This window comes from Serratia sp. EWG9 (genome assembly GCF_019913725.1).
GTDB lineage: Bacteria > Pseudomonadota > Gammaproteobacteria > Enterobacterales > Enterobacteriaceae > Serratia > Serratia ureilytica.
In genome coordinates this window covers 481899-500983 of record NZ_JADNRO010000001.1, presented here as the reverse complement: position 1 = coordinate 500983, position 19085 = coordinate 481899, and the positions used below count along the sequence as shown (strand labels likewise).

The window sequence follows — 19085 nt, the reverse complement described above, 5'->3', positions numbered from 1 at the left end:
AAATTGTTTTGAATGCGTAGCAAAAAGGGCGCTCAGTATAGCGCAAGAGGCCTGGGTGAAATCAACCGCTTGCGCCAGTAGAGGGCGATATCAGGCCGCTACGCGTGCCGTTTTGCGCCCGCAGCGGATCCACAGCGCCACGGCCCCCGCCGCGGTTGCCAGCGCCACGACGCCCGGCCAGCCCGCGCTTGCCAGAATGCGGCTGCCGAGGGCGGCGCCGGTCGCCATGCCGATGAATACGCCGGTGAACAAGAGGGCGTTCAAGCGGCTGCGGGCCGCCGGATCAAGACCGTAGACGATGGTCTGGTGTGCGATCAGCGTCGCCTGGATGCCCAGATCGAATCCGACGGTGCTCAGCGCAATGAGCGCCAGCTGCGCCGGGAGCGGCAACAGCGGAAGCAGAAACATCAGGGCGAAGGCGGCCAGGACCAGTGCCGCGCCGATGCGGGTCACGGCGTCAGGGCCGTGCCGATCGGCCAGGCTTCCCGCCAACGGCGCCGCCAGCGCACCCGCCGCCCCCGCCAGACCAAACGCGCCGGCCGCCGCGCTGCCGATCTGGTAGCGCTCCGCCAGCATCAACGCCAGCGTTGACCAGAAAGCGCTGAAGCCCAATGACAGAAAGCCTTGCGCCAGCGTTGCACGCCGCAGCTCGGGATACGCGGCCCACAGATGCCCCAGCGAGCGCAGTAGCGCGGGGTAACTCAGCGCGTTATGGGGGCGAAGACGCGGCAACATGCGCCAGATAGCCAGCGTGATCGGCAAAACGCCCAGCGCCGCCAGCGCGTAAACGCTGCGCCAGCCGGCGAACTCGGCGAGCGCGCCGCTGAACACGCGCGACAGCAGAATACCGGCCAATAGCCCGGTCATCACCGCGCCGACGGTTTTGCCGCGGCTGGCCTCCGGCGCCAGCGTGGCGGCGGCGGGGATAATGTCCTGGGCGACGGTGGCGGTCAGGCCTATCGCCAGGCTGCTGAGCAACAACAGCGGGAATGAGGCGGCAAACGCGCAAAGCAGCAGCGTCAGCGTCAGCAGCGCGCCTTTGATCAGAATGATCCGCCGGCGATCGTACCGGTCGCCCAGCGGCGCCAACAGTAAAATGCCCAGCGCATAACCCAACTGGGTCAGCGTCGGCACCATGCCGGCATCGGCGACGCCGGCGTGGAAATCGGCGCCCATCATGCCGAGCATGGGCTGGCTGTAATAGATTGAAGCGACGCTGAGGCCGGCGCCGGCGGCCAGCAGAAACACGACGTTGGCGGACGGGGCGCCGTTGGTGGCGGTGGTGCTCATGGCAAAGATCCCTGCAAAGTGAATGTGCGGCCATTTTTACCGCTTGCTTCATTCCGCTGTAGCCCCCTCGCAGGTAAAACTGTTATACACTTAACGTATGAATAAAATTAATTTACCCAACGGCGACCGCATAACTTTGCTGCATACGCTGGTGCGCATCGTCGAAAGCGGCAGCCTGTCGGCGGCGGCGCAGCAGCTGGGCACCTCACAACCGACGATCAGTCGGCGTCTGCAGGCGTTGGAGCAGCTGCTGGGCGCCAAACTGATCCAGCGGACGACTCACGCCCTCAAACTGACCGACGACGGCGAGCGCTGTTACCGCCAGGCGCGGGGGCTGATCGAGCAATGGCAAAGCCTGGAAGAAGGGCTGGGCGGCGCGCGCGACGAACCGGTCGGGGTGTTGCGCGTGCGGGCGCCGCACGCTTTCGGCCAGGATCAGCTGATCGGTCCGTTGGGCGAGTACTTGCGGCGCTACCCGCAAACTTACGTTGAGTGGACGCTGAACGATCATTCTCCGGACTTTATTCCCGAAGGCGTGGATTGCGCCATTCACGTCGGTGCGGTAACCGATCCGTCGGTCGTGGCGGTATTGCTGGCGGAGGTGCCGCGCAGCACGGTAGCGTCGCCGGCGCTGCTGACGAGCCGAGAACCGGTTCGCTGTCTTGACGATTTGGCGCGGTTGCCGTGGTTGGCGTTGAACAGTTTTTATCGCAATGAAGTGGTGCTGACCCATGTTGAGCGCGGCGAGCAGGGGCGGTTCGATATCGCGCCGAGGTTGAGCACCGACAGCCTGTACGCGGTGCGCAAGGCGGCGCTGGAGGGGCTGGGCGTCGCGATTGTCTCCTCCTGGCTGGTGCGGGACGATGTGGCCGACGGGGCGCTGCAAACCGTGTTGCCGGCCTGGCGTGCCGCGCCGCTGCCTATCTACCTGCTGTATCCCTACGCCAGCTATTACCCGGCTCGCCTGCGCAAGTTCATGGAAATGATGAAAGAAGTGATGCCGCGCATTCTCGGCGCGCGGCCGCCGGCGGCGGGCTGACGCCGTTCAGTGCCGGGCTTTTTTGCCGTCGTTGTGGCCGAGGGAACGCTCGGGAAAGCTGTGATCGCGCAGCCGCTGCTTTAACTGCGCCGCATCGGGGAAGCCGCCGTCAATTTTGCGATCCCAAATCATCACGCCATCGACGCTGATTTGATACACCCCGCCGGTGCCCGGCATCAGGGTGACGGAGGCGAGATCGTCGCCGAAGGTATTGAGCAGCTCTTGCGCCATCCAGCCGGCGCGCAGCAACCAATTGCATTGTGAACAGTAGTGAATCGTAACGGCGGGGGCATTTTTCATCGTTGATCGACCGGTTAGTGGTGACGGCTTGCAATCAGCCTGATGGCTCGCAAGCGATGGTGGCTGTGTATCGCCAAATAGTCAAGCGCCTGCGGAAGCCGCGAGGCGCGGATAACGATGACGGTCGCTATGGCTTGCTTTTGGCAAACCATTCGACCCCGCGCAACATGCCCGCCCAGTAAAATTTGGGTAAAAACCAGGCCTTCAGCCACCATGCCATACGGCTGGGATGCGTGTTGTCGAACAGAGGAAAGGTGGGGAGCAATTTACTGTCGTAACCAAACTCCGCCAGAACAACCTTGCCTTTCTCTACCGTCAATGGGCAGGAGCCATAACCATCATACCGTGCCGCATCAGGAGCGCCGTTAAGCTGCGCCGCGATGTTCTCTGCCACCACCACCACCTGTTTGCGAGCCGCCGCCAGGGTTTTGGCATTTGGCGTGGCGCAACAGTCGCCAACCGCAAAAATCGTCTGCCACTGCTTATGCCGTAGGGTGAATTTATCCACGTCGCACCAACCTGACTCGTCAGACAACCCACTTTGCGAAATGAACGCCGGCGCAGATTGCGGCGGCACTACGTGCAGCATATCGAAGGGCAGTGTCACTTCGCGTTTGCCTTCTTCATCACCGTCCAGAGAAAAGGTCGCTTGCCGACGCTGCCCATCAACGCGAACTAAATTATGCCGGAAGTTGACCTGTGCGCGGTATTTTTTCAAGTAATGGGTCAGCGGAGGAACAAATTGCGGCACGCCGAATACCGCCGCGCCCGCCAGGCAAAAATTGACGTTAATATTATTAAGGACACCTTGTCGCCGCCAGTGATCGCATGAAAGGTATAAGGCTTTTTGCGGCGCGCCGGCGCATTTTATCGGAATTGGTGGTTGAGAAAATATCGCCTCGCCGCCTTGCATTTCACGAACCAGTTTCCAGGTGTATTCCGCAAGATCAAAACGATAATTAGAGGTGACGCCATTCATTCCCAACGTTTCTTCAAGACCCTCTATTTTATCCCAACGTAAAACGAGTCCGCAGGCAACAATAAGGAAGTCGTAGTTTATTTTCTGCCCTTGGCGAGTCTCGACATATTTTTGGCCGGGCTCCACTCTGACCACGCTATCCTGAATCCATGCGGTTCCTGGGGGGATGACGGCGCGCATGGAACGCCGCGTTTTATTGATATCAAAGAGCCCGCCGCCCGCCAGGGTCCATGCCGGTTGATAATAATGACAGTCGCCAGGTTCAATTACCGTTATATCAATGCCTTTAACTCGCTTCCTTATGCTTGCCACGACGCTTATTCCAGATGAACCACCGCCAATAACAACAACTTTTTTCTGGGTGTTTATTTTTTCCGGTTTCATGCAGGCCTCCTTTCATAAGAAAGTAGGGGGTTAATGCCCAGATTAAAAGGGAATTCATAGAACTTATGGTTATATTGAAAATCACATATTCGATTTAGCTATATGTAATAGCTAAATGTAATAAGTTATTTGACAATCAATGCGAACTGATCGTTAATAAATGCCACAAACACCGTTCAGGAATTAACGCATTGGATTTTTTCCATTTTACTTTTTATACCCTGATGTTATTGGTGATAACCGGAGGAATAGTCGGATTTCTCTTGGCCCTGACAGGCGGAGGCGGCTCCATCGTTTGTGTGCCGCTGCTGCTGTATATGGTGCAAATCCCGGATACGCATTTGGTGATAGGCACCAGCGCCATGGCCGTCGCCGTCAGCGCGCTGCTCAACCTTTTTGCGCACGCCGCCAAAGGAAACGTCCGGTGGCGAACCGGCATTGTCGTGTCACTGGTCGCGGTGGTCGGGGCGCTGGCAGGTTCACAGATGGGAAAAATCACGGACGGGCGCTATCTAACCCTGCCTTTCGCTTTGCTGATGCTGATTGTCGCCGGATTAACGCTGAAAAAAAATCACCGGGCCGGCAACGGGTTGGCTTCCCCGGATGCAACCTTTCATCCCGCCATCGTGTGGCCCAGCGTGTTGGCGCTCGGCGCGGTGGCCGGCTTTCTGGGTATCGGCGGCGGATTTTTAGTGGTGCCGGCGCTGCTCTGGTTTTTCCGCTTTTCGCTGCTTGAAGCGGTGGCCACCTCGCTGGTGGTGGTTTCTGCCATGGGTTTATCGACGAGCGCAAGCTATGCCTTGTCCGGCAAGGTGTCGCTCGTCATCACGTGCTGGCTGATCGTCGGCGGTGTTCTGGGGGGCGTCGTGGGGGTTGCGCTCACCGAGCGCCTGAAGAAACGCGAGGACATTATCCGTGTGCTCTACGCCGCCATGCTCTTGGCGCTGGCCCTTTATATGCTTTTTAAAAGCTTATAAGACAGAAGGAAAAAATATGCGCATCCGTACATACCATCATCAGCTCTCCTTTTCGGGGGCGCCCGCAGCGAGTGATTTCGCTACCCTGCATCAACAAGGCTACCGGCTTATTGTCAACAACCGGCCAGATGAAGAACCGGGGGAGCATCTATCCCATCAGCAAGAGAAAACGCTGGCTGAAGGCATGGGCATAGACTACGTCTATCTTCCTTACACGTTCGACACGCTGACCTGGGAGACCGTTTATACCTTCCATTACCTGTTGCGGCGGGGCAAGAAGACCCTGGCGCACTGCCGGAGCGGGGCGCGCTCAGCCTGCCTTGCTCTGCTGCATGCGCTGCGCGAAGGGCGGATCGATGAAGCGCGATTCCGCAGCCAATGCGAAGAATATGGCGCGGATGCCGATAAGGCGCTCAGCTGGTATCGCCGGCATCAGTCCGTTCAGTCTCATGCGCAAGTGCACGCATTTTATGAGCCGGAAAGCGGCAGCCTGCAGTATGTCGTCGCCGATCCCGAGGCGCGTCGCTGCGCCATCATCGACCCGGTACTGGATTTTGACCGCCGATCGGGCACGGTATCGCATCAGCAGGCGCACACCATTTTGAGCTTTATCCGGCAGCAAGGATGGGGCGTGGCCTGGGTGCTGGATACGCACCCGCATGCCGACCATTTTTCTGCCGCAACCTGGCTGGCGCAGAAAACCGGCGCCCTCAGCGGCATAGGCGAAAAAATCACCGCCGTGCAGGGGCTGTGGCAAGACATCTATAATTTGAAGGAACTGCCTCCCGCCGAGACCGTGTGGGATGCGCTGTTTGCGGATGGGGACGTCTTTTTTATCGGCAACCTGCGCGCTGAAGTCTTGCTGTCTCCTGGCCACACCCTGGCTTCCGTCACGTATCACATTGCCGATGCGGCGTTTATTCACGATACGTTTTTCATGCCTGACAGCGGCACCGCAAGGGCCGATTTCCCCGGCGGAAATGCGGAAGCCCTGTGGGATTCGTTGCAGCGGATCTTGAGCCTGCCAGCGGATACCCGCCTGTTTACCGGCCACGATTATCGCCCGGCGGGGCGTGAGGCCCGCTGGGAAAGCACCGTGCGAGAGCAGCGCGAGAACAACCCCTGGGTGGCCAACATGGATAAAGCCCAATTTATCGCGCAAAGAAAGCAGCGAGACGCCACGTTGCCGCATCCGGAATTGATGCTGATGGCGCTGCAGGTCAACATTCGCGGCGGCGTTCTGCCTGATTGCGAAGATGATGGGCGGCACTACCTCAAAATCCCTGTTAACCGCTTCAAGGGGTAAATCAAGCCAGAGAGGCGCGATTGTTCACGGCTGCCAATCTCAAGGCGATCGCGCCGTCTGTTAATGGTTTTTTATGAAATAATCAGACTGATTCATATTTAATTATTTGTTTTTACACAAAACACGCGGCGCTTGCCCTCGCCGAATACAGTCACTACATTAACAACTGTACTTCCCACACTGCTAAGGAAAACACCATGAAAGCTGCCGTAGTGACGAAAAACCATACCGTAGACATTCAGGATAAAGTGCTGCGCCCGCTGAAGCACGGCGAAGCGGCGTTGAAAATGGAGTGTTGCGGGGTGTGCCACACCGATTTGCACGTGAAAAACGGCGATTTCGGCGAGGTGCCGGGCATTACGTTGGGGCATGAGGGCATCGGCGTGGTCTCCGCCGTCGGTGAGGGCGTCACCTCGTTAAAAGTGGGTGACCGCGCCAGCGTCGCCTGGTTTTACCAGGGTTGCGGCCACTGCGAATACTGCGTCAGCGGCAACGAGACCCTGTGCCGCTCGGTGAAAAACGCCGGCTACAGCGTTGACGGCGGCATGGCGGAAGAGTGCATCGTGGTGGCGGACTACGCGGTGAAAGTGCCGGACGGGCTCGATTCTTTCGCCGCCAGCAGCATCACCTGCGCCGGCGTCACCACCTACAAGGCGGTGAAGATTTCCGATATCAAGCCGGGGCAGTGGATCGCCATCTATGGCCTGGGCGGGCTGGGCAACCTGGCGTTGCAGTACGCCAAGAACGTGTTTAACGCCAAAGTGATCGCCATCGACGTCAATGATGGCCAGCTGGAGTTCGCCAAACAGATCGGCGCCGATCTGACTATCAACTCCAAAACGCAAAACGCGGAGGAGATCATTCAGCAGCAAACCGGCGGCGCTCACGCGGCGGTGGTGACGGCGGTGGCGAAAGCCGCCTTCAACTCGGCGGTCAATGCGGTGCGCGCCGGCGGTAAAGTGGTGGCCGTGGGGCTGCCGCCGGAGAGTATGGATCTGAGCATTCCGCGCCTGGTGCTGGACGGCATTCAGGTGGTGGGTTCGCTGGTGGGCACGCGCGAAGATCTGAAAGAGGCGTTCCAGTTCGCCGCCGAAGGCAAAGTGACGCCGAAAGTGACCAAACGGCCATTGGGCGATATCAACGCCATCTTCGAGGAGATGAAGGCGGGCACCATTCGCGGTCGCATGGTGATCGATCTCGGCATGGCGAAGTAGGCCACGCGAAAAAAGAAGGCCACCTGCGGGTGGCCTTCTTGTTATCTCATTACGCCGGCTTCAGAACAGGCCCAGCGGTTTGGCGTCGTAGCTGACCAGCAGGTTTTTCACCTGCTGATAGTGCGACAGCGCCGCCTTGTGGGTCTCGCGCCCGATGCCGGAGTTTTTGTAGCCGCCGAACGCGGCGTGCGCCGGGTACAGGTGGTAGCAGTTGGTCCATACGCGGCCGGCCTTGATCGCGCGTCCCATGCGGTAGGCGCGGTTGATGTCGCGGGTCCACAGCCCGGCGCCCAGCCCGAACTCGGTGTCGTTGGCCAGCGCCAGGGCTTCGGCCTCATCCTTGAAGGTGGTGACGCCAATCACCGGCCCGAAGATCTCCTCGCGGAAGAAACGCATGCTGTTGTCGCCGGTGATCAGCGTCGGCTGCAGGTAGAAACCGTTTTGCACTTCGTCGCCGCGCTGAGCGGGCTCGCCGCCCGCAACGATTTTGCCGCCCTCGTTTTTAGCGATGTCGATGTAGGACAGGATCTTGTCGTACTGCTGTTTTGACGCCTGGGCGCCGATCATGGTCTCGGTGTCGAAGGGATCGCCCTGGCGGATGGTGGCGATACGCGCCAGCACTTTCTCCATGAACTGCGGGTAGATGGACTCCTGGATCAGCGCGCGTGAAGGGCAGGTGCAAACCTCTCCCTGGTTGAAAAAGCCCAGCACCAACCCCTCAACCGCCTTGTCGATAAACGCCGGCTCCGCCTGCATGATGTCTTCAAAATAAATGTTCGGCGATTTGCCGCCCAGCTCGACGGTGCTGGGGATGATGTTCTCCGCCGCACAGGCGAGAATGTGGCGGCCGACCGGCGTGGAGCCGGTGAAGGCGATTTTTTCGATGCGTTTGCTGCGCGCCAGCGCTTCGCCGGCCTCGGCGCCGAACCCTTGCACCACGTTGAGCACCCCCGGCGGCAGCAGATCGCCGATCTCTTCCATCAGCACGCTGATGCCGAGCGGCGTCTGTTCCGCCGGTTTCAGCACCACGCAGTTACCGCCGGCCAGCGCCGGCGCCAGTTTCCAGGCGGCCATCAGCAGCGGGAAGTTCCACGGGATAATCTGGCCGACCACGCCCAGCGGTTCATAGATATGGTAGGCCACGGTATTTTGGTCGATCTCCGCCGCGGTGCCTTCCTGCGCGCGCAGGCAGCCGGCGAAGTAGCGGAAATGGTCGACCGCCAGCGGCAGATCGGCATTCAGGGTTTCGCGGATCGGTTTGCCGTTGTCCCAGGTTTCGGTCAGCGCCAGCATCTCCAGCCGCGACTCGATGCGATCGGCGATGGCCAACAGCACATTGGCGCGTTCCTGCACGCTGGTTTTACCCCAGGCGTCCGCCGCCGCATGCGCCGCGTCAAGCGCCAGCTCGATGTCTTTGGCGTCGGAACGCGGGAATTCGGCGATCGGCTGGCCGGTCACCGGCGAGGTGTTGGTGAAGTAGTTGCCGGATACCGGTTCGACAAATTTGCCGCCAATGTAGTTGCCATAGCGTTGACGGAACGAAACCAGCGAGCCAGGCAAACCGGGGTGAACATATTTCATGTGAAGCACCTCTCTGCAGATGATAACCGGCGCTATTGCGCTGCGCCTGTGAGTGCGGCCTGTCGCCGCAGCACAGAGAAGCACGCCCCGTGCCAGATTAGCGACGGACGTAGCGTTCGTAAAAAAATGGCTATTTATTAAAACGTTAAGCATTGATGAGGGTAGGCCAATCGAGCGGTTCCGCTGCCGCCGATGATTTTTTGTGTTCCGTGTCGCAACGCCTGAGACACATCCGTGATACATATTTGCAACACTTGCAGCCGGGGGAGAAACGCATGTTGCCTGACGATCGCTTGCTCACTGAGAGCGCCAGTTTGCTGACCCACCCGCTGGCGGAATCCTGGCAGCGCAGCCGCAGTTACGGCCTGACGCGCGCCGATCAACATATCCCGTTTATCAAAGCCGGTCTGCTCGAAGAACTACGCAGCCGCAACGACTGGGTGCCGCAACGGGTACAGCCGCTGATCGAACAGTTGGGCGCGCAAATTACGCGTCAACCGGCCATCGTGGTGATCGCCGACGCCGACGGGCTGGTGTTGGAAACCCGTGGCAATCACGATTTTCTGCACAAGGCGTCGCGCTTTGCGCTGGCGCCGGGCAACCAGTGGGGAGAAGCGGAGCGGGGCACTAACGCCATCGGCACTGCGCTGGCGCTGGGCGCTTTCTGCGAAGTGCGCGGCGATCAGCATTTTCTCAACCAAAACGCCGGATTGAACTGCACCGCCGCGCCGATCTACCGGCCGGATGGCCATATTGCCGGCATACTGGATCTCTCTGCCCCGGCCCAGCGCCCGTATCCTGATGCGCAGCGTCTGATCATGCAGGCGGTGCGCCATATCGAACACCGCTGGGTCAGAAGTGCGATCGCCGATCGTCACTGGACGCTGCGCCTGCACGCCGACGCTGGCCGCCTGGGCAGCGCGCAGGAACTGCTGCTGGTGTTTCACGACGAAGTGCTGATCGCCGCCAATCGGCTGGCGATGGTCGAGTTCCAACTCTCGCCGGCCGCATTCGGCTCGCTTGAATTCGCTCAGCTGTTCCCCGATTTGTTGCGGCAACCCTCCGGCGCGCCGCGCCAGACGCTGGCCGGCAATCAACGGCACTATTATTCGCTGCTCGAGGCGCCCCAACGCCGCGTTAGCGCTCTGCGTTCGACGCCGCCGGCGGAACGGCACGACGAGCAGCATCAGAAAGCGTTGCGTATTCTCAACGCCGGCCTTTCTCTGTGCGTGACCGGCGAAACCGGCTGCGGCAAGGAGCACTTCAGCCGCCGCCTGTTTCAGGAAAGTCGCTGGCGCAACGGCAACTTTGTGGCGATCAACTGCGCGGCGCTGCCGGAACCGCTGATCGAGTCCGAACTGTTCGGCTATGCACCGGGGGCGTTTACTGGTGCCAACCCCAAAGGCTATATCGGCAAGATCCGCGAGGCGGACGGCGGCGTGCTGTTCCTCGATGAAATCGGCGACATGCCGGCGGGCCTGCAAACGCGCCTGCTGCGGGTGTTGCAGGAGAAAACGGTCACGCCGCTCGGCAGCCGCAGCGCCTATGCGGTCGATTTCGCGCTGGTTTGCGCGACGCACCACGATCTGCATCGGCAGGTGCAAACGGGGGCGTTTCGCGAAGATTTATTGTATCGCATACAGGAATACAGCCTGCGCATCCCGCCGCTCAGAGAGCGGGCGCAATTGGAGGCGTTCATTCTGCAGCTGTGGCGGGAGCTGGGCGGCGAACGGCGCGACATTCGCCTGTTGCCGGAGGCGCTGGCGATGCTGGCGCGCTATCCGTGGCCCGGCAACGTGCGGCAATTGTTAAGTACGCTCAAGGTGCTGCTGGCGCTGGCGGACGATCGCGCGGTGATCACCCTGGACGATCTGCCGCAGTCGATCGCGGTACTATCGCCGCGCCAGGCATGCGCCGACGCCGGCGGCGAGGATCTGCAGGCGGCGATCGACAGGGCGGGCGGCAATCTCAGTCGGGCGGCGAAGGCGCTCGGCGTTTCGCGCAGCACGCTGTACCGCAAGCTGGGGAGGCAGAAAACGGCGGCGGAATGAGGCGGCATGATTGCTCATCAATAACCGGCCCCTCGATGCGGGGCCGGTTCATGCTCTAGTCCCCCAGCCCCGGCGGGTTAATCTCGGAATGGGCAATCTTCTCGTCGCTCTCCGCCCAGCGATCCAGCACCTGCAGATAGCTGCCGTTGGCGATGGCGCTGTTGAGCGAAGCCTGCACCGCGTCCACCAGGCCGTTGCCTTTTTTCAGCGTGACGGCGATGTTGGCGGTCTTCGGCCAGCCGCCGGGCACGATGCCCACCAGCCGGGTTTTGCCGGTCAGCCGCGCCTGATAGGCGCCGGAAACGTTGGGCCCGAAGGTGGCGTCGGCGCGGCCGGACTGAATGGCCAGCGTGGAGGCGGCCTTGTCGGTGACATACACCGGTTGCAGCGGCGCTAATCCCTTGGCGCGGTTCTCTTTGTCCCAGGCCAGCAGCACCGCTTCCTGATTGGTGCCGGAATCGACGATGATCTTTTTACCGGCGATATCCGGCGCGGTTTTGATCTGGGTGATTTTACTGTCGGATTTGACGTAGAAACCCAGCGTATCCTGCCGATAGGTGGCGAAATCGAATTTGGTCTTGCGTTCGTTGGTCACGGTGATGTTGTAAACCGCGGCGTCATATTTGCCGGAGGCCACCCCCAGCGGCCAGTCTTCCCACGAGGTGGGCACCAGCTTGAGTTTCAACCCCAAACCGTCGGCCACCAGGCGCGCGATGTCCGCCTCGCTGCCAATCACCGTTTTATTGTCGCGGGCGTACAGGCCGAACGGCGGGCCGCTGCCCAGCAGAGAAATGGCGACCGTCAGCGTGCCGGGTTCCACGAACCGGAAGCCGGCGGGGATTTTGGCCACGGCTTCGGCGCTCTTCACCGTGTGGATCGGCGTTTCGTTGGCGACGAGATCCACGCCCGGTGCGGCGGCGGCGGAAAAACTCAGCAGCGCCGCAATCACTATCATCTTTTTGCTATATATCATTATGTTAATTACCTTCATTATTATGGGTGTCACACGGTCGTTGCACTATCTCTAAAGGCTGCAGATCTGTGAACGAACAAAATCAACTAACCAATCTTGGAAAAATCATGAGGCGCCTCTGGCGGCGCTGAATCGATCGAGGATGAACCATGTCGTCGCGTTTCGCTACGTTGGGCCGCATACCGCGCGGCGTGTGGGTATTGGGTGGCGTGAGCCTGCTGATGGACGTTTCTTCGGAAATGATACATAGCCTGTTGCCGCTGTTTATGGCGACGACGCTCGGCGCCAGCGTGATTGTCATCGGTCTGATCGAAGGGCTGGCGGAGGCGACGGCGTTGATCGTCAAGGTGTTCTCCGGCGTGCTCAGCGATTACCTCGGCAAACGCAAAGGGCTGGCGCTGCTGGGCTACGGGTTGGGCGCCATCAGCAAACCGTTTTTCGCCATCGCGTCGTCGTCCGGCATGGTGATGAGCGCGCGCCTGCTGGATCGCGTGGGCAAAGGCATTCGCGGGGCGCCGCGTGATGCCCTGGTGGCCGACGTGACGCCGCCGGAAATTCGCGGCGCGGCTTTCGGGCTGCGCCAGTCGCTGGATACCGTCGGCGCCTTTTTAGGGCCGCTGCTGGCCGTCGGTCTGATGCTGCTGTGGCACAACGATTTTCGCGCCATCTTCTGGGTGGCGGCGATCCCGGCGGCGCTGGCGATTGCGCTGCTGTTTTTCGGCCTGAAAGAGCCGGCCGCCGCGATAACCCACAAGCGCACCAACCCGATCACTCGCGCCAACCTGCGGCTGCTGGGGCGCAACTATTGGTGGGTGGTGAGCATCGGCGCGATCTTCACGCTGGCGCGCTTCAGTGAAGCGTTCCTGGTGTTGAAGGCGCAGCAGGGCGGCACGCCGCTGGCGCTGATCCCGCTGGTGATGGTCGCCATGAATCTGGTCTACGCCTGCTCGGCCTATCCGTTCGGAAAACTGTCCGACCGCATGAGCCATGAAGGATTGCTGAAAGCCGGGTTGCTGGTACTGATCGCCGCCGACCTGGTATTGGCGCTGAGCGATCATTGGGGCGGGGTGCTTTTTGGCGTCGCGCTGTGGGGCGTGCACATGGGCATGACCCAGGGGCTATTGGCGGCGATGGTGGCGCATACCGCGCCGGCGCATCTGCGCGGCACCGCGTTCGGCATGTTCAATCTGATCAGCGGCGTGGCGCTGCTGCTGGCGAGTCTCGGGGCCGGAACCCTGTGGGAGCTGTTCGGTTCCGCCTCCACCTTCTACGCCGGGGCGCTCATCTGCGTGGTGACGCTTATCGGCATGAAGCTGGCGCCGTTCGGCGAACGGCGGCCGTGAAAGCGGCGGCGCTCAACGCCGCCGCGCGGTTTACGCCGGATGGGCGTCATTCTCGTTGCCGCCAATCGCCAGGTAATCCGTGTAGATTTGCGGCGCGCCGGAGAACGACGCCAGTGTTTTCCACTCGTCGTACATGCGTTCGGTGTCCTGATGCTCGGCCACGAACCTGAGCGCTTGCTCGGTTGAGACATCGAGCTCCGGATGGAACGCGTTGAGCGACGCCAGACTTTCAATGATCAGCATCACCGCGTATTGGTCCAGCCGGTTGCCGCTCTGGCCCTTCAGCAGGTGAAACTTCCAGCCCGGGTAGTCTTCCACGCGGTGGATGTTGTCGGTAATGAACCGTTCAAACTGCTCGGGCGAGACGCCCGCTTTAAGCGCCAGGTTATGAATGCCGATGACACGCTGAATGCTTTCCTTCCCCGGTTCGCTGCGGTAATTGGGGCCGGGCGGCAATGAACTGCGGCTATTCTCGGCCACCAGACGGTAACAGGTGTAAAGGGTCGGCAGTTCGGCGAAGGTCGCGAAGGTTTTCCACTCCTCAATCAGCGCGGCGGCCTCCGGACGCTGCCGCCAAAAGGCGTGCGCCTCGTCGGTCAGCTCGCCGTTGCCGTCGATATAGCGCGCGTAGGTGGCGGCGTCTTTAGCCTGATAAACCATCAGGTACTGATTTTCACGCTCGCCGCGCAGGCCGCGCAGCAGCGTCCATCGCCAGCCGGGATAGGCCGGGATGGCGACGCCTTTACGGCGAACGAACGCTTCGAAACGATCCGAGGCGACGCCCCGTTTCAGGTTGATTCCCACGTAGTGCAGGGAGAAAACCGGCGTGGTTGATGCATGCATTAAACGATCCTCGCAAGTTAAGTTAGTGAGATGTGTTCGTCACGGCTTTGGCGCTGATGCTGACCAGCAACAGGCACAGCAACGTGCAGCCGAAAGCCAGGGCCAGGCTGGTGTAATTGGCGATAAAACCGATCAGCGCCGGGCCGGTTAATAAGCCGAGATAGCCGACCAGCGTCACGGCCGGAAACGCCTGGCCGGGCGGCACCTGTTTTTGATTGCCGACGGCGTTGAACAGAATGGGAACGATGTTGGCGATGCCCAGGCCGGCGAGCATCAACCCGCCAAAGGCGGCCGATGCCAGAGGGACGGTGACGGTCAACAGCACGCCTGCCGCGGCGCACAGGCTGCCGAGCAGCAGAGTGCGGTAGCGCCCGATTGCGCCGATCAGCCTGTCGCCATACAGCCGCCCGCAGGCCACGGCGACGGCGTACAGCGTGAACCCGATCCCCGCCTGCGATTTGGCCACGCCGCGCTCGGCATGCAGGAATAATGCCGACCAGTCGAGCATCGCCCCCTCGGTCAGGAACACGAAGAAACAGAGCAGGGCGATAAACAGGATCTTGCCGTGGGCCAGCGCCCACCGCGCGCCGCCCCGTCGCCGCTCGCCGATGCCGCCGTGCGCCAGTAAATCGCCGGCGACGATCAGCAGCAGGATCGCGATGAGGAGGGCGATCAGGCCGATGGCCTGGGTCGGGGCGAGGCCCGCCAGCAGCAACAGACTGACGCCGCCGGCGCCGGCAATGCCGCCAAGGCTGTAGAAGCCATGAAAACCGGACATTTTCGCCTGGCCGCTCTCCCGCTCGACGATTATCGCCTGTGAGTTCATCGCCACATCCATGATGCCGTTGACGGCGCCAAATACCCCCAATGCCGCCCCCATCAACAGCGGAGCATCGAGTAACGCCAACAGCGGCAAGTCGATGCACAGCAAGGCGCCAGCGCCCAGCAACACGGCGCGGCACCCCAGTTTGGCGATCAGATACCCGGCGAAGGGCATGATCGCCATGGAGCCGGCGGCGAGGCAAAACAGCAGCAAACCGAGCGCGCCGTCATCGATGCCCAATCGCGCTTTCACGAAAGGGATCAACGGCGCCCAGGCGGCCATGCCCAACCCGGCGAGGAAGAAGATCGCTCGGGTGGCGATTTGCCGGCGCTGATTCTCTGCGGCCTCGCCGGTTAGCCAAGGCAGCATCATGACGATCGGCTCTGCGCGACGGACAGATAATCGGTATAAATCTGCGGTGAACCGGAAAATGACGCCAGTTGCTTCCACTCTTCATACATTTGCTTGGTGTCGCGATGCGCTTTGGCGAAGGTTGCCGCTTCGGCGGTGGCGATATCGGGCTCCGGATAGAACACGTCCAGCGCCGCCAGGCTGACGATTTCCATCATCACCGCGTACTGATCGAGCCGATTGCCGCGCTCTCCCTTCAGCAAGTGAAACTTCCAGCCCGGATAATCCTCAATGCGATGGTGATTTTCGGCGATAAAGCGTTCGAATTGCGCCGGGGTCACGCCTTCGCGCAGCGCCAGATTGTGGATGCCGATAATGCGCGCCGCGGGCGGTTCGCCCGGCCGTTCCCGGTAGCGCGGGCCGGGCGGCACGTCGCTTTTTCTGTTCTCAGCCAGCAGGCGATAATCGCTGAACAGCGTCGGCAGCAGGCTGTAGGTGCCCAGTTTTCGCCACTCGACGAGGATTTCCTGCGCGGCGGCATGCCGCCGCCAGAATTCGTGCGCGTGCGCCGTTCGCTGCCCGGTGGCGGTGACGTAACGATCGCGCTGCTCGGCGCTGTCAATCTCGTACAGCATCAGGTATTGCCCGACGCGTTCGCCGCGCAGGCCGCGCAGCAACGTCCAGCGCCAGCCGGGATAACAGGGGATATGCACGCCTTGTTCGCGCACGAAGGTTTCAAACTGTTGTGGCGTGACGCCGGCTTCGGTATCGATGCCGATGTAATAAAAGCTGAATACCGGTTTGGGATCGGAGACTGTCGTCGTCATCTTTCACTCCTGATTGGCGAATGCGGCGGAAAATTGGGTATTGATAATGGCTTCGACCAGCGTGACGCCGATGGGCGTGAGCGTCACGCACGGGCCATCGACGGTGACCAGCGCTTTATCCACCAGGGTTTTCAACGTGCGACGGATGACCGGGTTAGCAAACAGGCTGTTGCCGTCAAAGCGCCGTTTAAACACCCGATCGTCCACCGGCAGCAAGGTGGAGAGCGCCATTTTGAAGGCGTTCACTTCACGCTGGATCGGGGAGAAACCGCGGCTTTCCTCGATGGGCAGGCGGTCTTGGTTGAGCGCCTCCTTGTACTTCTTGTAACCGGTGATGTTGATGGCTTCGGATCGCGTCGATTTGGAGCTGCCGCCCAAACCGATCGCCACTTCCGGATACTGCTTGTCGAGATCGGTGATGAGCGCTTTCCACTTTTCCGGCTGTTGATCATTGCGGTGAAAGTACATGGTGGGGTGTTCGGTATAGCCGCCATTCAGGTAGTTCTCGACCAGCTCGCGCATTTGGTACTGTTTGCCCAGGCCAGGGAAGCGCAGGTTGTTGATGCTGATCAGCCCCTTTTTCTGCCACAGGCTTTCGCGCTCGCCCGAGACGCCGGTGCGATTTTTAATAAACTCATCCATGTGCAGCTTGGTGCAGACGACGTGCGACAGATTCAGCTCGAGGGTTTTTTCCATGTCGTATTTCACGTCGTCCACGCTTTGGCCCAGCATGCCGTAAATGAGATCCACGCTGACCCAATCAATGCCGAGCGCGCGCGCATGATGAATGGTCTCCACGCACTCTTCGGCCGAGTGCATGCGCCCGCAGGCGGTGATGATGTCGTCATTGAAGGATTGGGTGCCGAAACTGATTTTGCTGAAGCCGAGCTCTTTCAGCAGCGCCAGATAGGCTTTGTTCAGGGTGCCGGGCTCCCCTTCGAAGCGCAGGGTGGCGTTGGCGAAGTTAAAGTGGCTGAAGTAGAAGGCCATCATGCGGCGCAGTTCCGGCTCCGGCAGCAAGGACGGCGTGCCGCCAAAGACGTTGAATTCACCGATTTCCACTTCGGCCAGGCTGGGCACGCGCGCCAGCCACATTTGCGCCTCCTTGATGTTGAAATCGACCAAATCGCGGAATACCGCCTGAGAGGCGGGCGCCTTGGGATTGAGGATCACCGTGGGGTACTGACAAAAATGGCAGCGATAGCGGCAGGTCGGGATATAGGCCCAGAGGTGGATTTTGCCCGCCTGGCGAATGTCGGCCTCCATATCGGCAAAAAACGCGGCCAGCGGGTAATCGACGAGATCGCCGGGGAACACGTGACAGCCGAACGGATCCTTATGGACGTACTCCAGAAAGGCCCGGTTTTCCGGTTGCGCCAGGAACGCGTTCACCCGCGGCGTGGGATAGTTTTCATCGATATCCAGCAATGAGTGCAAGGCTTCGTCGTTCATCAGAAGACCCCCCCGTTGCCGAAATAGTTGTGGGCTTCGCCGGACTCGCGGTCTTCACAGAAGTAATAAACAAAGCGGGTGAAATCCTCGTCTTTGACCGTATCGAAGCAGGCCGGCAATGCGGGCGGGAAGCCGATATCGTCACCGACGGCGCGCCGCATGGCGGCAAACAGCGCATCGCGAAATTCGAGGTAGAGCCGATAGGCGGGGGTTTTATAGGCATGGATCGGTTTGAAATCGATGAGGCGCATCTCGTGTTTCAGCTCGTGAATGCGGCGGTAGAGGCTGTCGGCCAGCGGGCCGGAGAAGAAATCGCGCACTTCGCTGTTTTCCAACAGCAGATACGGATTGAGCAGCACCGGCAGTAAGATATTCTTTGGCGTGTAGTCCTTGACCGAGTAGTCCCAGGCCAGTTTCGCCTCCGCCGGCGTGGCGTCCGCCAGCGCGGTTTTCTGTCGCTCAACGTCCGGCCGGACGTCCTTCATGATAATGATGCCGTCCTTGCCGTAGGCGATGCCGTTGATCACCTCATCGAGAATGGTGTCCACCCGGCGGCTGTTGATCTCAACGTAAGCATGGCGAGCGTAAACCGGCTTGCCGCCGTAGGCGATGACCTTAATGCCGAAGTCCCAGTCGTCGGACAGGTGTTCGACAAAGCGGCCATGGTTGAGCTGGTAGAAGATTTCGATGCCGCCTACCGCGTCATACAGGCTGCGCTCCACCCCGAACCCTTTGCCGTCGGGGAAGCCGCCGAACAGGGAGAACGAAAATTCGCGCAGACGCAGCGTTTTTTGGATCTCGCGGAACAGGTTGGGGCGGTGCTCAAACTCTGCGGGAGGGTAGTAATAGTTGCAGGTGCCCAGGTCGCCTTGTTGCTCGATCATGGTATTCACCAGCTCGTAAAGCCAAAATGCATCCACGGTGCAATCGGCATCGGCGGAAACGATATAGTGCTTGCGTTTATTTCCCAGCCGGCTGTCGCGGGCTTTAGAACGCAGCGATGCATAGTCCATGCCGCGTTTTCTGGCCGAGGAGACACCCTGCACCGTTTCGGCGATAACATGAATGGCCATAGCCGGATGCCTTTCACTAAACGCGTTTATTTTAGCGACGGAATCATCGGTGGAGTTGTTATCAACGACAATCAGTTCGTAAGTGTCGTGGGTGATTAATTCATTCTTGGTGTGCTGATTGAACAGCGAAAGTAAAACCGCCTCAATACGGTCGCTTTCATTATAAACGGGCAGTACGACAGACACAAAAACAGTATCACGCATAGATCCTCCAAGGGCTAATGAAAGTCCACAGTTAGAAATGGCTTGTCTGAAAATGAAATGTCACGTCATTCGATG

Annotated in this window: 16 protein-coding genes; 6 read left to right on the top strand and 10 right to left on the bottom strand. The window is 60.2% G+C overall.

Annotated features, from left to right (window positions below; all coding sequences use genetic code 11):
* Positions 1-90: 90 nt before the first annotated feature.
* On the bottom strand, positions 91-1290 hold the full coding sequence (locus ITX55_RS02305) for an MFS transporter (RefSeq protein ID WP_108680707.1): 1200 nt from the start codon (positions 1288-1290) through the stop codon (positions 91-93).
* A 97-nt stretch (positions 1291-1387) separates the two neighbouring features.
* On the opposite strand from ITX55_RS02305, the gene ITX55_RS02300 reads away from it, so the two are divergent.
* Positions 1388-2329, top strand: a complete 942-nt coding sequence (locus ITX55_RS02300; RefSeq protein ID WP_108680709.1) for a LysR family transcriptional regulator — start codon at positions 1388-1390, stop codon at positions 2327-2329.
* 6 nt (positions 2330-2335) lie between these two features.
* Here ITX55_RS02300 and ITX55_RS02295 read toward each other — a convergent pair whose 3' ends face one another.
* The gene (locus tag ITX55_RS02295) at positions 2336-2629 is read right to left on the bottom strand and encodes a SelT/SelW/SelH family protein (protein WP_033643038.1); all 294 of its coding nucleotides are present in this window, start codon (positions 2627-2629) and stop codon (positions 2336-2338) included.
* A gap of 127 nt (positions 2630-2756) precedes the next feature.
* Positions 2757-3992 carry an FAD/NAD(P)-binding oxidoreductase gene (locus tag ITX55_RS02290; protein WP_108680711.1) on the bottom strand — a complete coding sequence of 412 codons (1236 nt, stop codon included), beginning with the start codon at positions 3990-3992 and terminating at the stop codon, positions 2757-2759.
* Between the two features lie 191 nt (positions 3993-4183).
* Here ITX55_RS02290 and ITX55_RS02285 point away from each other — a divergent pair, with 191 nt between their 5' ends.
* The 3 genes from ITX55_RS02285 (at position 4184) to adhP (ending at position 7489) form a co-directional block, all read left to right on the top strand.
* Positions 4184-4969: a sulfite exporter TauE/SafE family protein gene (locus ITX55_RS02285; RefSeq protein WP_223084779.1), complete on the top strand. Its 786-nt coding sequence runs from the start codon at positions 4184-4186 to the stop codon at positions 4967-4969.
* A gap of 16 nt (positions 4970-4985) precedes the next feature.
* Entirely contained in the window at positions 4986-6275 is a 1290-nt protein-coding gene (blh, locus tag ITX55_RS02280) for a bifunctional sulfur transferase/dioxygenase Blh (RefSeq protein WP_033643041.1), read from the top strand.
* Between the two features lie 197 nt (positions 6276-6472).
* Positions 6473-7489 (top strand): alcohol dehydrogenase AdhP, encoded by a 1017-nt coding sequence (gene adhP / locus ITX55_RS02275; RefSeq protein ID WP_033643042.1) that lies wholly within the window; start codon positions 6473-6475, stop codon positions 7487-7489.
* A 60-nt stretch (positions 7490-7549) separates the two neighbouring features.
* Here adhP and ITX55_RS02270 read toward each other — a convergent pair whose 3' ends face one another.
* Positions 7550-9070 (bottom strand): aldehyde dehydrogenase family protein, encoded by a 1521-nt coding sequence (locus ITX55_RS02270; protein WP_033643043.1) that lies wholly within the window; start codon positions 9068-9070, stop codon positions 7550-7552.
* Positions 9071-9345: 275 nt separating this feature from the next.
* Here ITX55_RS02270 and ITX55_RS02265 point away from each other — a divergent pair, with 275 nt between their 5' ends.
* Positions 9346-11121, top strand: a complete 1776-nt coding sequence (locus ITX55_RS02265) for a sigma-54-dependent Fis family transcriptional regulator (protein ID WP_223084777.1) — start codon at positions 9346-9348, stop codon at positions 11119-11121.
* Positions 11122-11176: 55 nt separating this feature from the next.
* Here ITX55_RS02265 and ITX55_RS02260 read toward each other — a convergent pair whose 3' ends face one another.
* Entirely contained in the window at positions 11177-12094 is a 918-nt protein-coding gene (locus ITX55_RS02260) for an ABC transporter substrate-binding protein (protein WP_021504584.1), read from the bottom strand.
* 149 nt (positions 12095-12243) lie between these two features.
* Here ITX55_RS02260 and ITX55_RS02255 point away from each other — a divergent pair, with 149 nt between their 5' ends.
* The gene (locus ITX55_RS02255) at positions 12244-13437 is read left to right on the top strand and encodes an MFS transporter (protein WP_042784480.1); all 1194 of its coding nucleotides are present in this window, start codon (positions 12244-12246) and stop codon (positions 13435-13437) included.
* Positions 13438-13467: 30 nt separating this feature from the next.
* On the opposite strand, the gene ITX55_RS02250 is transcribed toward ITX55_RS02255, so the two are convergent.
* Genes ITX55_RS02250 through ITX55_RS02230 form a run of 5 tightly spaced genes read right to left on the bottom strand, consistent with a single transcriptional unit; the run spans position 13468 to position 19010 of the window.
* Positions 13468-14280: a hypothetical protein gene (locus tag ITX55_RS02250; RefSeq protein WP_015377858.1), complete on the bottom strand. Its 813-nt coding sequence runs from the start codon at positions 14278-14280 to the stop codon at positions 13468-13470.
* Between the two features lie 22 nt (positions 14281-14302).
* Positions 14303-15475 (bottom strand): MFS transporter, encoded by a 1173-nt coding sequence (locus ITX55_RS02245; RefSeq protein ID WP_223084775.1) that lies wholly within the window; start codon positions 15473-15475, stop codon positions 14303-14305.
* A complete protein-coding gene (locus ITX55_RS02240; protein WP_042784484.1) occupies positions 15472-16281 on the bottom strand; it encodes a hypothetical protein in 810 nt (269 codons plus the stop codon). The genes ITX55_RS02245 and ITX55_RS02240 overlap by 4 nt, the downstream gene beginning before the upstream one ends.
* Positions 16282-16284: 3 nt before the next feature.
* Positions 16285-17733, bottom strand: coding sequence for a radical SAM protein (locus ITX55_RS02235; protein ID WP_193549463.1), 1449 nt, complete (start codon positions 17731-17733; stop codon positions 16285-16287).
* Positions 17733-19010 (bottom strand): glycosyltransferase family 2 protein, encoded by a 1278-nt coding sequence (locus ITX55_RS02230; protein ID WP_033650419.1) that lies wholly within the window; start codon positions 19008-19010, stop codon positions 17733-17735. The genes ITX55_RS02235 and ITX55_RS02230 overlap by 1 nt, the downstream gene beginning before the upstream one ends.
* Positions 19011-19085 lie beyond the last annotated feature (75 nt).

What these genes read in the sequence shown, in the direction of transcription:
- ITX55_RS02270 (WP_033643043.1), bottom strand. Translation starts at nt 9,070, where the DNA reads ATGAAATATGTTCACCCCGGTTTGCCTGGCTCGCTGGTTTCGTTCCGT.
- ITX55_RS02235 (WP_193549463.1), bottom strand. Translation starts at nt 17,733, where the DNA reads ATGAACGACGAAGCCTTGCACTCATTGCTGGATATCGATGAAAACTAT.
- ITX55_RS02260 (WP_021504584.1), bottom strand. Translation starts at nt 12,094, where the DNA reads ATGATATATAGCAAAAAGATGATAGTGATTGCGGCGCTGCTGAGTTTT.
- ITX55_RS02295 (WP_033643038.1), bottom strand. Translation starts at nt 2,629, where the DNA reads ATGAAAAATGCCCCCGCCGTTACGATTCACTACTGTTCACAATGCAAT.
- ITX55_RS02240 (WP_042784484.1), bottom strand. Translation starts at nt 16,281, where the DNA reads ATGACGACGACAGTCTCCGATCCCAAACCGGTATTCAGCTTTTATTAC.
- ITX55_RS02265 (WP_223084777.1), top strand. Translation starts at nt 9,346, where the DNA reads ATGTTGCCTGACGATCGCTTGCTCACTGAGAGCGCCAGTTTGCTGACC.
- blh (WP_033643041.1), top strand. Translation starts at nt 4,986, where the DNA reads ATGCGCATCCGTACATACCATCATCAGCTCTCCTTTTCGGGGGCGCCC.
- ITX55_RS02300 (WP_108680709.1), top strand. Translation starts at nt 1,388, where the DNA reads ATGAATAAAATTAATTTACCCAACGGCGACCGCATAACTTTGCTGCAT.
- ITX55_RS02250 (WP_015377858.1), bottom strand. Translation starts at nt 14,280, where the DNA reads ATGCATGCATCAACCACGCCGGTTTTCTCCCTGCACTACGTGGGAATC.
- adhP (WP_033643042.1), top strand. Translation starts at nt 6,473, where the DNA reads ATGAAAGCTGCCGTAGTGACGAAAAACCATACCGTAGACATTCAGGAT.
- ITX55_RS02290 (WP_108680711.1), bottom strand. Translation starts at nt 3,992, where the DNA reads ATGAAACCGGAAAAAATAAACACCCAGAAAAAAGTTGTTGTTATTGGC.
- ITX55_RS02245 (WP_223084775.1), bottom strand. Translation starts at nt 15,475, where the DNA reads ATGATGCTGCCTTGGCTAACCGGCGAGGCCGCAGAGAATCAGCGCCGG.
- ITX55_RS02230 (WP_033650419.1), bottom strand. Translation starts at nt 19,010, where the DNA reads ATGCGTGATACTGTTTTTGTGTCTGTCGTACTGCCCGTTTATAATGAA.
- ITX55_RS02305 (WP_108680707.1), bottom strand. Translation starts at nt 1,290, where the DNA reads ATGAGCACCACCGCCACCAACGGCGCCCCGTCCGCCAACGTCGTGTTT.
- ITX55_RS02255 (WP_042784480.1), top strand. Translation starts at nt 12,244, where the DNA reads ATGTCGTCGCGTTTCGCTACGTTGGGCCGCATACCGCGCGGCGTGTGG.